Annotated in this window: 11 protein-coding genes; 9 read left to right on the top strand and 2 right to left on the bottom strand. The window is 65.0% G+C overall.

Going from position 1 to position 12,784, the window contains the following annotated elements; translation table 11 throughout:
• Window positions 1–76 precede the first annotated feature (76 nt).
• The 9 genes from can (at window position 77) to M0D43_RS02355 (ending at window position 10,792) form a co-directional block, all read left to right on the top strand.
• Window positions 77–739: a carbonate dehydratase gene (gene can, locus M0D43_RS02315; protein ID WP_252163454.1), complete on the top strand. Its 663-nt coding sequence runs from the start codon at window positions 77–79 to the stop codon at window positions 737–739.
• Window positions 740–826: 87 nt separating this feature from the next.
• The gene (locus tag M0D43_RS02320) at window positions 827–1,357 is read left to right on the top strand and encodes a 3-hydroxyanthranilate 3,4-dioxygenase (RefSeq protein ID WP_252163455.1); all 531 of its coding nucleotides are present in this window, start codon (window positions 827–829) and stop codon (window positions 1,355–1,357) included.
• A 440-nt stretch (window positions 1,358–1,797) separates the two neighbouring features.
• Window positions 1,798–3,927 carry an FUSC family protein gene (locus M0D43_RS02325; RefSeq protein ID WP_260808235.1) on the top strand — a complete coding sequence of 710 codons (2,130 nt, stop codon included), beginning with the start codon at window positions 1,798–1,800 and terminating at the stop codon, window positions 3,925–3,927.
• 33 nt (window positions 3,928–3,960) lie between these two features.
• Window positions 3,961–5,232 carry a kynureninase gene (gene kynU, locus M0D43_RS02330; protein ID WP_260807797.1) on the top strand — a complete coding sequence of 424 codons (1,272 nt, stop codon included), beginning with the start codon at window positions 3,961–3,963 and terminating at the stop codon, window positions 5,230–5,232.
• A 171-nt stretch (window positions 5,233–5,403) separates the two neighbouring features.
• Entirely contained in the window at window positions 5,404–6,771 is a 1,368-nt protein-coding gene (locus M0D43_RS02335) for an FAD-dependent oxidoreductase (protein WP_260807798.1), read from the top strand.
• A gap of 298 nt (window positions 6,772–7,069) precedes the next feature.
• Window positions 7,070–8,515 (top strand): exodeoxyribonuclease I, encoded by a 1,446-nt coding sequence (gene sbcB / locus M0D43_RS02340; RefSeq protein ID WP_260807799.1) that lies wholly within the window; start codon window positions 7,070–7,072, stop codon window positions 8,513–8,515.
• Window positions 8,512–9,198, top strand: a complete 687-nt coding sequence (locus tag M0D43_RS02345) for a DUF2461 domain-containing protein (RefSeq protein WP_260807800.1) — start codon at window positions 8,512–8,514, stop codon at window positions 9,196–9,198. The genes sbcB and M0D43_RS02345 overlap by 4 nt, the downstream gene beginning before the upstream one ends.
• The gene (locus tag M0D43_RS02350) at window positions 9,171–10,190 is read left to right on the top strand and encodes an aldo/keto reductase (protein WP_252163460.1); all 1,020 of its coding nucleotides are present in this window, start codon (window positions 9,171–9,173) and stop codon (window positions 10,188–10,190) included. The genes M0D43_RS02345 and M0D43_RS02350 overlap by 28 nt, the downstream gene beginning before the upstream one ends.
• A gap of 41 nt (window positions 10,191–10,231) precedes the next feature.
• Window positions 10,232–10,792, top strand: a complete 561-nt coding sequence (locus M0D43_RS02355) for a DUF2939 domain-containing protein (protein ID WP_260807802.1) — start codon at window positions 10,232–10,234, stop codon at window positions 10,790–10,792.
• A 20-nt stretch (window positions 10,793–10,812) separates the two neighbouring features.
• Here the strand turns inward: M0D43_RS02355 and M0D43_RS02360 are convergent, their stop codons facing one another.
• Window positions 10,813–11,769 carry a 5'-nucleotidase gene (locus tag M0D43_RS02360; protein WP_252163462.1) on the bottom strand — a complete coding sequence of 319 codons (957 nt, stop codon included), beginning with the start codon at window positions 11,767–11,769 and terminating at the stop codon, window positions 10,813–10,815.
• A gap of 171 nt (window positions 11,770–11,940) precedes the next feature.
• The gene (locus M0D43_RS02365; RefSeq protein ID WP_252163463.1) at window positions 11,941–12,717 is read right to left on the bottom strand and encodes an NAD kinase; all 777 of its coding nucleotides are present in this window, start codon (window positions 12,715–12,717) and stop codon (window positions 11,941–11,943) included.
• Between the last annotated feature and the right edge of the window lie 67 nt (window positions 12,718–12,784).

Here is a 12,784-nt window from a genome sequence, read left to right on the forward strand (position 1 = left end):
ATCGTTTTCTCCGCATCACGGTTTTAGGGCTTCTGTGCCCTCTCCTCTCCCCCCTCGTCTCTGGAACACTGCGCGCATGAACGAACTCAACCATTTACTCGAAAACAACCGCGCCTGGTCCGAGCGTATCCGCCGCGAAGACCCCGAGTTCTTTTCCAAACTGTCGACCCAACAGACGCCGGAATATCTGTGGATCGGCTGCTCCGATTCGCGCGTGCCGGCCAACCAGATCATCGACATGGCGCCAGGCGAAGTGTTCGTCCATCGCAATATCGCCAACGTGGTGGTGCATACCGATCTGAATTGCCTGTCGGTGATCCAGTTCGCGGTGGACGTGCTCAAGGTCAAGCATGTGCTGGTGGTCGGCCATTACGGCTGCGGCGGCGTATTCGCCAGCCTGACCCAGAAGCGCATGGGTCTGGTCGACAACTGGATCCGCCACGTCACCGACGTGGCCGACAAGCACGAAGCCTGCCTGCACGACGCGGGCGAGCTGTCGGTGCAGCACGCACGGCTGTGCGAGCTCAATGTGCTCGAACAGGTGGTCAACGTGTGCCGCACCACCATCGTGCACGATGCCTGGGAGCGCGGCCAGGAATTGAGCGTGCACGGCTGGGTCTACAGCCTGCGCGACGGCCGCGCGCACGACCTGGGCATGTCGATTGATCGCCACGAGCTGCTGCAGGAGCGCTACGATGCGGCGTTGGCGAAGATCCAGCTTGATCGCGCCGAACGCTGAGCAGCACGCAAATGCATGGCCAACCGCCGCATCCATGTGAGGCTGCCGGTTGGCTATGCTGGCCCCTTCCCCGCTGAGGAAACCTCGATGCTGATCCCGCCGATCAACCTGCATGCCTGGATCGAGGAACACCGCCACCTGCTCAAGCCGCCGGTGGGCAACAAGTGCATCCAGCAGGATGGTTTCATCATCATGATTGTCGGTGGGCCGAACGCGCGCACCGACTATCACTACGACGAAGGCCCGGAGTGGTTCTTCCAGCTCGAAGGTGAGATGGTGCTGAAAGTGCAGGACGATGGCGTGGCGCGCGACATCCCGGTCCGTGCCGGCGAAATCTTTCTGCTGCCGCCCAAGGTGCCGCATTCGCCACAACGCGCCGCCGGCTCGATCGGCATCGTGATCGAGCGCGTGCGTTTGCCGCATGAGCAAGATGGCCTGCAATGGTATTGCCCGCAGTGCAATCACAAGTTGTACGAGGCGATGTTTCCGCTGAAAAACATCGAAACCGACTTCCCGCCGGTGTTCGATCATTTCTACCGTTCGCTCGCGCTGCGTACCTGCTCGCAGTGCGGGCATCTGCATCCTGCACCCGAGCGCTATGCCACTGCCGAAGAATGAGTTGGCGTGGGCATGGCAGGCACGCGTAGCGCGATGCGATCGATCGCCGGTACCCACGTGAGTGCGCGCCCCATGCGGGTTGGCGCTGAGCGTGCTTTTCCGCCGCACCGCGCAGCCGCTGGACGTCGACGAAGATTGAGTGGGATGGGCGTGCATCATGTGTTTGCCACTGCCTTCCCGCATGCGTGCACGTTGCATCACGGCTGGGGGTGTGCGGATTCCAGCAACGCGCGCCGGCGCGCGGCCAATGCCCTGCGCGTCAGCGATGGTTTCCCGCTCACGGGGCCACCGCTCGCAAGAAACCGCAATCCAAACGCATGCTGCGCAGCCAAGCGCCCGATGCCCGAAACTGGCAAGAGCGTCCACCACGGAGTGAAACCTGCCACCTGCATGGAACCACCGCAGCGATCATCCCCGCCGACACCTTCGCCATCGGCACCATGCTGCGCGCACTGATCGACCTCAAACCGCGCGACGTGCCTTTGCGCGTAGCACTGCGCAACACCGCTGCCGTGGTCTTGCCGCTGGCGATTGGGATGGCCACCGGGCATGTCGCCGCCGGCCTGGCGGTGTGCAGCGGCGCGCTCAACACCATGTTCTCCGACCAGCCCGGGCCGTATCGTGCGCGCCTGCAGCGCATGCTGATGGCAGCGCTGGCGGCCGGCCTGGCCGCATTGCTCGGCATCTGGGTCGGCCATAACACGCCAGCACTCGTGCTGGCCGGTCTGTTGCTCGGCTTGGCCGGCGGCTTGCTGGTGGCGCTCGGCCCGGTGGCAGCGCGGGTCGGCCTGACCAGCATGATCCTGCTGGTGGTCAGCGCAGACATGGAACTGCCGGTGCAACAGGCACCCGGTGTGGCGGCCCTGATCTTCGCCGGCGGCCTGCTGCAGGTATTGCTGGCGTTGGCGGCGTGGCCGTTGCAGCGCTATCGCCCGGAGCGTTTCGCATTGGCGGAGTTGATGCGCCAGCTGGCCGGTATCGCACGGCAGCGCCCGGAAGCCAGCGCGGCGCCGCCGGCAACGCAGGAAGTGCTCGACGCGATGGTGATGCTGCATGGCGAACATCGCTCACGTGCGATTGCGGTACAGAGCTTTCGCATCATCGCCGAGCTGTGCGATCGCGTGCGGCTGGAGTTGCTCTCGCTGGCCGATGCCGAGACGCGCCTGACCGAGTCGCAGGCGCGCCCGGCAATCGAACGCGTGCTCGAACGCAGCGCAATCGTGCTGGAGCAACTTGCGCATGCGATGACTGTGGGCGAAGACCCGGCGGCCGCCCATGCGTCGATGACCGGCTTCGACGATCTGGTCGGCGCATTGGCGCAGTTTCAGCACGACAACGCCGACACCCGCGAGCGCCGCTTGGTCCGCGTCGCCGTTGCACGTGCGCAAGGTTTGGGCGGCCAGCTGCGTGCAGTGGTACGTAATGCGCACTGGGCCAGCAGCCGTGGCGAAATCCAGGCACAGCTGGCCGAAGCACGCCTGCCGGCAGCGCTGCGCCCCGCCGCGACCTGGGCCACCTTGCGGGCGAATCTGGATCTATCGTCGGTGGCCTTCCGGCACGCCTTGCGTTGTGGCGTGTGCCTGGCATTGGCCATTGCCTTTCAGCGCTGGCAACAGATTCCGCACGGCTTCTGGATTCCGATGACCACCGCCATCGTGCTCAAGCCGGATTTCGGAGGCACCTTCAGCTTTGGCGCGTTACGCGTCGCCGGCACCTTCGTCGGACTGTTGCTGGCCACCCTGCTCGCGCACCTGGCCATGGACGGCGCCAGCATCCGCATGGTCTTGCTCGCGCTGTTTTGCATCGGGTTTCGTTTACTGACGCAGGTGAATTACGGCATCGGCGTGGCATTTCTGACTGGCATGCTGGTGCTGCTGCTCTCGTTCGAAGGCGTGTCGCCGGGCGAAGCGGTCGGCGCGCGGTTGCAAGCCACCGTGGCCGGCAGCGCGCTGGCGCTGATTGCCTACGCGCTATGGCCCACGCGCGAACGGCGGCAGATTCGCGCCTCACTGGCGCAATTGCTCAGCGCGTACCGCGACCATCTGCGCCATCTATTACTCGGCCGGATGGACGACTTGAGCGATACACGCGCCGCTGCGCGCGTGGCACGCACCAATGCGCAGGCGTCGATCGAGCGTTTGCGCGGAGAACCCCGCAGCCGGCGCAATCTGCAGGAACTCAAACTGGCCGAATCGCTGCTGGCCAATGGCAATCGCCTGATCCGCGCCACCTTGTTGCTGGAAGCGGTGCTAAGCGATGGCCACCCGCTGCCCACGCTGGAGGCGTTGCCTGCCTTTGCGCAGCAGGCCGACGAGGCACTATCCGAGCTGATCGGCTGCCTGCGCAACGGCGGCGCCCCCACCGCGGCCACCTTGCGCAAGACCGAGCGTCAGCTTTCCGATGCGCTGGCCGCCTTGCCCGACAGTTCGCCAACCACGGCCGCGCTGGCCGACACCATCGACCGCGTCACCGACAGCATCGGCACGCTCACCCACTTGCTGCGCCCTGCCCGACCGGCCTCGGCCGAGACGCCAACCATGCAGGACGGCGCGCACGGTGCCGGCGGGTAAACTGCCGCCCTGATCCGTGTTGCGAGCCCGACGATGACCGACCTGCTGCCCCGCGCCCATGCTGCTGCACTGGATGCCGCCGACCCGCTGCGCCACCTGCGCGATGCCTTCGTGTTCCCGCAGCACGGCGATCAGGATCAGACGTATTTCGTCGGCAATTCGCTCGGCCTGCAGCCACGCGCGGCACGCGCGATGGTGGACCAGGTGCTGGATCAGTGGGGCGCGTTGGCGGTGGAAGGTCACTTCACCGGCCCCACCCAATGGCTGACCTATCACCAGCTGGTGCGCGATGCGCTGGCCCGCGTGGTCGGCGCGCAACCGGGCGAAGTGGTGGCGATGAACACCCTCAGCGTCAATCTGCATTTGATGATGGCGAGCTTTTATCGTCCCACGCCGGAACGCGGTGCAATTCTGATCGAAGCCGGCGCGTTTCCGTCCGACCGCCACGCGGTGGAATCGCAGTTGCGCCTGCACGGGCTGGATCCGGCCACCCATCTGATCGAAGTGGAAGCTGACGAACCCAACGGCACGTTATCGATGGCGGCCATCGCCGATGCCATCGCGCAGCATGGTCCGCGCCTGGCGTTGGTGCTGTGGCCGGGCATCCAGTACCGCACCGGGCAGGCCTTTGACCTGGCCGACATCGTGCGGCTCGCGCGGGCACAGGGCGCGGCGGTGGGCTTCGACCTGGCGCATGCGGTGGGCAACATCCCGCTGACCCTGCACGACGATGGCGTGGATTTTGCGGTGTGGTGTCACTACAAATATCTCAACGCCGGCCCCGGCGCGGTGGGTGGGTGCTTCGTGCATGCGCGGCATGCCAACAGCGATCTGCCGCGTATGGCCGGCTGGTGGGGACATGAGCAGCAGACCCGCTTCCGCATGGACCCGCAGTTCGTGCCCTCGCCCGGCGCCGAAGGCTGGCAGCTGAGCAACCCACCGGTACTGGCGCTGGCACCGCTGCGCGCATCGCTGGCGCTGTTCGACCAGGCTGGCATGGCCGCGTTGCGCGCAAAGTCCGAACAACTCACCGGGCATTTGGAGCAGCTGATCCACGCACGTGTGCCGCAGGTGCTGCAGATCGTCACCCCGGCCGAACCGCCGCGACGCGGCTGCCAGCTGTCGTTGCGAGTGGCCGGCGGACGCGCGCAGGGGCGCGCGCTGTTCGAGCATCTGCATGCGGCCGGTGTGCTCGGCGACTGGCGCGAACCGGATGTGATCCGCATTGCTCCAGTGCCGCTGTACAACCGCTTCAGCGATCTGCACACCTTCGTGGAACAGGTGGAAGCCTGGGCGGCCGCCTGAGTGGGGCAGACTGACTGCATTGCCACCAAACCACATCTGCGGTACGCGCAATCGCCGCCTGCCCACGTACACTTCGAGCCCGCCCAGGGCTGATGCGAGGGCGGCTGTCACTGTCAGTCGCTGTCTTCCCCCTTTCGCCGGCACTGCGTCCGGCTGCTGCCGGACATTGCATTGAGCCCAGTTTCTCCGCGTTCCCTGACCTTGATCGGCGCCGGTCTGGCCGGTTGTCTGTTGGCCATCCTGCTGTCGCGTCGCGGCTGGCAGGTCACCGTCTACGAACGGCGTGGCGATCCACGCATCAAGGGCTACGAGTCTGGCCGCTCGATCAATCTGGCGCTGGCCGAACGCGGCCGACATGCGCTGCGCCAGGCCGGCGCCGAAGATGCGGTGATGGCCAAGGCGGTGATGATGCGTGGGCGCATGGTGCACCCGCTGGTCGGCGAACCGCAGCTGCAACGCTACGGGCGCGACGACAGCGAGGTGATCTGGTCGATCCACCGCGCCGCGTTGAATGTTGCGCTGCTCGATCTGGCCGAACAGGCCGGCGCACAGGTGCATTTCTACCGCCGCCTGCATACGGTGGACTTCGACGCCGGCTACGCACGCTTCATCGACGACCGCGATGACCAGCCACACGAAATCCACTTTCAAAGTGTGATCGGCAGCGACGGCGCCGGCTCGGCGCTGCGCGCGGCCATGCAGCGCAAATCGCCGCTGGGCGAACGCACCGAATTCTTGGATCACTCTTACAAGGAACTGGAAATTCCGCCAATGGCCGGCGGCGGGTTCCGTATCGAAGGCAACGCACTGCACATCTGGCCGCGCGGGCGCTACATGTGCATCGCGCTACCCAACGATGGCGGCACGTTCACCGTCACCCTGTTTTTGCCCAATGCCGGCGATCCGAGCTTTGCCAACACGCGTACCGGCGATGAAGCATTCGCCTTGTTCGCGCGCGATTTCCCGGATGCATTGCCGCTGATTCCGCAGCTAAAAGAACATTGGGAAGAGCATCCGCCCGGGCTGCTCGGCACCCTGACCCTGGATCGCTGGCACCTGGATGGCCGCGCCTTGCTGATCGGCGATGCCGCGCACGCGATGGTGCCGTTCCACGGCCAAGGCATGAATTGCGCGTTCGAAGATTGCGTGGCGCTGGCAGATCAGCTGGATGCCCACGACGACCTCGCCAGCGCGTTCGCTGCCTTCGAAGCTGCACGCCGCGACGATGCGGCGGCCATCCAGCAGATGGCGCTGGAGAATTACCTGGAAATGCGCGACCGCGTCGACGATCCCGACTTCCTGCTGCAGCGCGAACTCGAACAGCAGTTGCAGGCGCGTTGGCCCACCCGCTTCGTGCCGCACTACACCATGGTGACGTTCCTGCGCACGCGCTATTCGATTGCACTGGCGCGCAGCGAGATCCAGCGCGAGATCCTGGTCGCGGCCACGCGCGGACACAGCGATCTGTCGCGTATCGACTGGGCTGCGTTGGAGGCGATCGTGCATGCGCGCCTGGAGCCACTGGAAGGCGCGCATTGACGTCTGAGGCAGGTGTGGCCGACGGCGTCGCTGGCGGCAACGGTAACGTGCCGCCTCGTCATTGGCGTCCTTGCGGATGTCTCACCGGCTCGGCATCGGCTGCCGTCAGACACCGCAACCGCTTATGCGTCTGAGCTGTATCCAAACAGATCAGCCACTGGCCAACTGCACGAGCGCTCCGCTGACGGGCCAGCCACCCGCACAGCCACGTCTGAGCGTGCCAGTGCCGCGATGAGGGATACTAGGCGGCACCGGCAGCGCATACGCCGTGCGCTGCGCATCTGGATGTCGCACCCGCATGCCTGACAGCTTTCTCTTCTACGACCTGGAAACCTTCGGCCAGGACCCGCGCCGCACCCGCATCGCACAGTTCGCCACGGTGCGTACCGACGCGCAACTGCGCGTGATCGAAGAGCCAATCAGCTTCTTCGTGCAACCGGCCGACGATCTGCTGCCCTCGCCCTACGCCACCATGGTCACCGGCATCACGCCGCAACATGCGTTGCGCGAAGGCGTCACCGAGGCCGAGGCGTTCGCGCGCATCGCCGAACAGATGAGCCGCCCGCAGACCTGTACGCTGGGCTACAACTCGATCCGCTTCGACGACGAGTTCGTCCGCTGCGGCCTGTTCCGCAATTTTTACGACCCTTACGAGCGGGAGTGGCGCGGCGGAAACTCGCGCTGGGATCTGCTGGATGTGCTGCGGATGGTGCATGCGCTGCGTCCGGACGGCATCGTCTGGCCGCAGCGCGAAGACGGCGCCACCTCGTTCAAACTGGAACACCTGGCCAACGCCAACGAGGTACGCGAAGGCGATGCGCACGAAGCGCTGTCGGACGTCTACGCCACCATCGGCATGGCGCGCAAATTCCAGCAACATCAGCCAAAACTGTGGGACTACGCGCTGCGCTTGCGCGACAAGCGCTTTGCCGCCACGTTGCTGGACGTCATCGCCATGCAGCCGGTGCTGCATATCTCGCAGCGTTACCCCGCCTCGCGCCTGTGCGCCGCGGCGGTGCTGCCGCTGACGCGCCATCCGCGCATCGATAGCCGCGTGATCGTGTTCGATCTGGAAGGCGACCCGGACGTCCTGTTGCGGCTAAGCCCCGACGAGATCGCCGACCGTCTGTATATCCGCGCTGCAGATCTGCCGGAAGGCGAGCAGCGTATTCCACTGAAAGAAGTACATCTGAACAAGTCGCCTGCGTTGGTGGCCTGGCAGCATCTGCGCGCTGCGGATTTTGAGCGTCTGGGTGTGGATCACGACGCGGTACTGGCCAAGGCGGCACGGTTGCGCGAATTGGGCCCTGCGCTTGCAGAAAAGGTGCGCCAGGTTTATGGCAGCGAGCGCGCACCTGCGGCAGCGACCAACGATGCCGACGCCTCGCTCTACGATGGCTTCCTGGCCGAAGGCGACAAGCGTCTGCTGGCACACGTCCGTGCCAGCGCACCGGCCGAACTGGGCGCACTGGAGGCGCGCTTTCGCGACCCGCGCCTGATCGAACTGCTGTTCCGCTACCGCGCGCGCAACTGGCCGCAGACACTGTCGTTCGAGGAACAGGAGCGCTGGAACGTCTATCGCCGCCAGCGCCTGCTCGAAGACCGCGGCCTGGGCGAGGTCACCTTGGAGCAGTACCACGCGCAGATCGCGGATTTACGGCTTGCTCACCCCGACGATGCTACCAAGCAAGCCCTACTCGACCAGCTCGCCGCCTGGGGTTTGGACCTCCAACGCACGCTATGACCACCTACTTTTCCGACGCCAGTTTCAAGTTCCTGCACGCTTTGGCCCGCCACAATGACAAGACCTGGTTCAACGACCATCGGCATCAGTACGAGGCGCATGTGCGCCAGCCATTTCTGCAGCTGATTACCGATCTGCAACCGGCACTGGCGCAGGTCAGCGAACACTATCGCGCCGATCCCAAGACCCAGGGCGGCTCGCTGTTTCGCATCTATCGCGATGCGCGGTTTTCCAACGACAAATCGCCGTACAAAAACTGGCAGGGCGCGCGTTTGTTTCACGAGCGCCGCCGGCAGATGCCGGCGCCGTCGTTCTATCTCCACCTGCAGCCAGGCGAAAGTTTTGTCGGCGCAGGTTTGTGGCATCCGGAGCCAGACACGCAGCGCAAGCTGCGCCAGTTCATTTTCGACAACCCCGGCAGTTGGAAAGCGGCCGCGCACAATCCGAAATTGCTGCGCAAATTCACCATGGACGACAGCGAAAAGCTGGTGCGTGCGCCGCGTGGATTCCCCAACGATTTCGAGTTCATCGACGATCTCAAGCACCGCAACTGGGCATACTTGCGTCACCTGGACAACAGCATCATGACCGGACCGCGACTGCGCCAGACCATCGAAGCGGACCTGGTGATTCTGGCGCCGTTCGTCGATTACCTGTGCGCGGCCTTGGATCTGGAATTTTGAGGACGCCGGATCTACCGCTGGGTCAGCAGCGTCGGACGCTGGGCCGCACCAAGCTTTTGGTCTCGCCGATCGGTCTGGGGTGTTCCGGCTTTTGGGGCCACCGCCGCTTCGACGAAGGCGCCGCCGCACGGGTGCTCGAGTACGCGCTGGCGCAGGGCGTGAACCTGCTCGACACCGGCCACAACTACTCCGGCTTCCATGCGGAACCGCGTCTGGGACGGATCCTGCGTCCCCTGCTGGCGCAATATCCGCGAGAGTCGCTAGTGGTGTCCAGCAAGGGCGGTACCTTGACTGGCCAGGCAGGTATCAGTGGTGCCGAACAGCGTGACTTCTCTGCCGCAGCGATCACTGCCAGTTGCGAAGCATCGCTGCGCAATCTTGGCTTGGACTATCTCGACATCTACCAGCTGCATGGCGCCAGCGAGCACGACATCAACGACGAACTGCTGCTGGCTCTGCAGCGTCTGCGCGAGCGTGGCCTGATCCGCCACACCGGCATCAATACGCATTCGGCGTCGACCCTGCGCTGGATGATCACCCACCCCGACGTCTTCGATGTGGTGCTGCTGGACTACAACGCGCTGCAGCAGGACCGCGAACCGCTGATCGACCAGCTGCAGAACGTGGGCATCGGTGTACTGGCCGGCACCGTGCTTGCGCAGGGGCACCTGTTGCCCGCGCGCGCGCGCCTGCCGCGTCTGTCCGACGCCTGGTATCTGGCACGCGCGTGGCTGAAGCCCAGCAGCCGTGCCTTGATGCAGTGCGCACGCGACATGCGCCGCGCGGTGGCTTCGATCGACAGCCAGCGACCTGCGCAAACGGCGTTCGCTTATGTCCTGCAGCACCCGGGCGTGGCCAGCGGCATCCTGGGCACCACCCGCATCGGCAATCTGGATGACGTGCTGCAGACTCGCGTCCAGGCGCTAAACACCACCCAACGGCAACGGCTGGTTGCCGCCTTCGGCGATGGCCGCGGCTCACCCAGTCACTGATCTTCACCTGCGGCGGACGCGATTGCGGCAGTCTGGGCGCCATGAAAAAAACCATCGGCATTCTCCTTGCAGTACTGCTGGCCGTCACTGCGTGGTGGTTCGGCGGGCCTTACATGACCATGCATGGCCTGTCCAAGGCCATCGAGCAACGCGACACCGCTGCACTGGAACGCTACGTCGACTTCCCGCGTGTGCGCAGCAGTCTGCGCGCCCAGCTCAACGATTATGTGGTGCGGCAAGCCGGACCAGACATCGCCGCCAGTCGGTGGGGCACATTGCTGTACGGCCTGGGGAACCAACTCGGTGGTGCGGCGGTGGATACGCTGGTGACGCCGATCGGCATCGGTGCCCTGTTGCAGGGGCATGTGCTGTGGAAGCGCGGCCGCAATGAACTGCAGGGCGGCGATCCCTTCGGCCCCACCGAGCCAGCGCGACCGCTGAAAGACGCCAAACACCACTTCGAGGCGCTGGACCGCTTCGTGATCGACGTCGGACGCGCCCCCGGCGAACCACCACTGAAGGTGGTGCTGGAAGCACAGGGGTTACGCTGGAAGGTGGTGGACCTGCAGTTGGGGATATCACCGACGCCAGATGCCGATTGAGTGACGCTACCGCCCTCGCCTTAACCTTCGTTGGCCACGCCGTGCGGCACATGACCAGCGGCCACGTGCTGATGTTGACGCGCACTGTCGATGTTGTGCTGGGAATCGTCGAAGAAGATATCGGCACCAAACGCCTCAAGGAACGGGCCCTTGTGCCGCCCGCCGAGGAACAGCGCCTCGTCCAGACGCACGCCCCACTGGCGCAAGGTGCGGATCACCCGCTCGTGCGCCGGTGCCGAGCGCGCAGTGACCAGCGCGGTGCGGATCGGCGAGGCTTCGCCGGGCGGAAACGCCGCCTGCAAGGCGTGCAGTGCCGACAGAAAATTGCGGAACGGCCCCACCGACAACGGCTCGCGTGCGCGCTCGCGCTCGTGACGCCCGAAGGCTTCCACGCCCTGCTCGCGCGAAATGCGTTCGCTCTCGTCGCCGAAGATCACCGCATCGCCGTCGAAGGCGATCCGCAGCTGCGTCGACAAACGGCTTTCGTCGTTGTCCACGATTGCCGCGGCGGCCTCGGCGCGTTCGCCGGGCGCCCGCGGCATGATGGTCGCCGCCGCAATGCCGTGGCTCAGTGCGCGCCGGACCGATTCCGGATTGGCCGACAAAAACAGATCGGTGCCGAATGGTTTGACGTACGGCCAGGTCGGCTGGCCCGAGGTGAACGTGGCACGCACGATGCCCAGGTTGTAATGCTGGATCGAATTGAAGATGCGCAGACCGGTGTCGGCGGAATTACGCGACAGCAGAATCACTTCCACCCGCGGCGCGTCTTCGGGCACATCGTGATTGAGCGCCAGCAGCTTGCGCACGACCGGAAACGCAACGCCAGGCTGCAAGACGTCGTCCTCGTGCTCGCGCTGAAACGTCGAATACGCCTCCACCCCATTGGCCTCGAATAGCGCATGGCCTTCTTCAAGATCGAACAGGGCGCGCGAGGTCACCGCGACGGTCAATAATCTTGGGGAGTTGTCAGGCATTGGAGAGGCCGGGATTGGTGATTGGGGATTCGGGCTTGGTTTGCAGTGGCGATCGGGAATTGAACGATGGAACTGGACGATGCGTGACGCATCGTACCGGTCGGCACACTCTCTCGCAGCCAGCATGGCACGCCTTTGCCGTTGCCAATCCCGAATTCCCAATACCCGCCCTCACACCGCAAACTGCTCGCTGAAGATGCGTTCTTCCAGGTTGTGTTCGGGGTCGAACAACAAGGTGACCTGGCGTTGCGTGGATTCGCGGATGGTCACTTCGACCACGTCGCGAATTTCGTGCGAATCGGCGGTGACGCTGACCGGGCGCTTGTACGGGTCCAACACGCGAAAGCGCACTTCGGTCTCGGCTTTGAGGATGGCGCCGCGCCAGCGCCGCGGGCGATACGGTGCGATCGGCGTCAGCGCCAACGTGTGCGATCCCAGCGGCAGGATTGGCCCGTGCGCCGAATAGTTGTACGCCGTGCTGCCTGCCGGCGTGGCCACCATCACGCCATCGCCGATCAACTCGGCAATGCGGGTCTGGCCGTTGAGATCAATGCTTAGATGCGCCGCCTGCCGGGTTTGCCGCAGCAGCGAGACTTCGTTGTAGGCCAACGAGCCGGCACTGGCCCCGGATTCGGTCTGCACCTGCATTTCCAGCGGCCGCAGATACGCCGGCTCGGCGCGTTGCAGGCGCTCCAGCAGGTCGTCCTCGTCGTCGCGGTACTGGTTCATCAGGAAGCCGACCGAGCCCAGCTTCATGCCGAACACCGGCTTGTCGGAGGCGCCATGTCGATGCAGCGTCTGCAGCATGAATCCATCGCCGCCCAGCGCACAGACGATGTCTGCGCTGTCCAGCGCATGGTCGCCATAGCGCTGCACAAGGCGTGCGCGTGCGGCCACCGCCGGCTCGGCGGGGCTGGCAAGAAAGGCAATGCGAGGTGATGCGGTCATCGTTGACTCCAAAGCATGGGAATCAGCATACCGCAGCCCTGTGCTGGGCTTGTCGTGACTATGCCCT

Origin of the sequence: Xanthomonas prunicola, from assembly GCF_025266575.1 — a bacterium.
In the GTDB taxonomy this organism is placed as follows: domain Bacteria; phylum Pseudomonadota; class Gammaproteobacteria; order Xanthomonadales; family Xanthomonadaceae; genus Xanthomonas; species Xanthomonas prunicola.

Excerpts from the sequence above, each read along its gene's own strand:
- can (WP_252163454.1), top strand. The coding sequence starts at position 77 with ATGAACGAACTCAACCATTTACTCGAAAACAACCGCGCCTGGTCCGAG.
- M0D43_RS02320 (WP_252163455.1), top strand. The coding sequence starts at position 827 with ATGCTGATCCCGCCGATCAACCTGCATGCCTGGATCGAGGAACACCGC.
- M0D43_RS02325 (WP_260808235.1), top strand. The coding sequence starts at position 1,798 with ATGCTGCGCGCACTGATCGACCTCAAACCGCGCGACGTGCCTTTGCGC.
- kynU (WP_260807797.1), top strand. The coding sequence starts at position 3,961 with ATGACCGACCTGCTGCCCCGCGCCCATGCTGCTGCACTGGATGCCGCC.
- sbcB (WP_260807799.1), top strand. The coding sequence starts at position 7,070 with ATGCCTGACAGCTTTCTCTTCTACGACCTGGAAACCTTCGGCCAGGAC.
- M0D43_RS02345 (WP_260807800.1), top strand. The coding sequence starts at position 8,512 with ATGACCACCTACTTTTCCGACGCCAGTTTCAAGTTCCTGCACGCTTTG.
- M0D43_RS02355 (WP_260807802.1), top strand. The coding sequence starts at position 10,232 with ATGAAAAAAACCATCGGCATTCTCCTTGCAGTACTGCTGGCCGTCACT.
- M0D43_RS02360 (WP_252163462.1), bottom strand. The coding sequence starts at position 11,769 with ATGCCTGACAACTCCCCAAGATTATTGACCGTCGCGGTGACCTCGCGC.
- M0D43_RS02365 (WP_252163463.1), bottom strand. The coding sequence starts at position 12,717 with ATGACCGCATCACCTCGCATTGCCTTTCTTGCCAGCCCCGCCGAGCCG.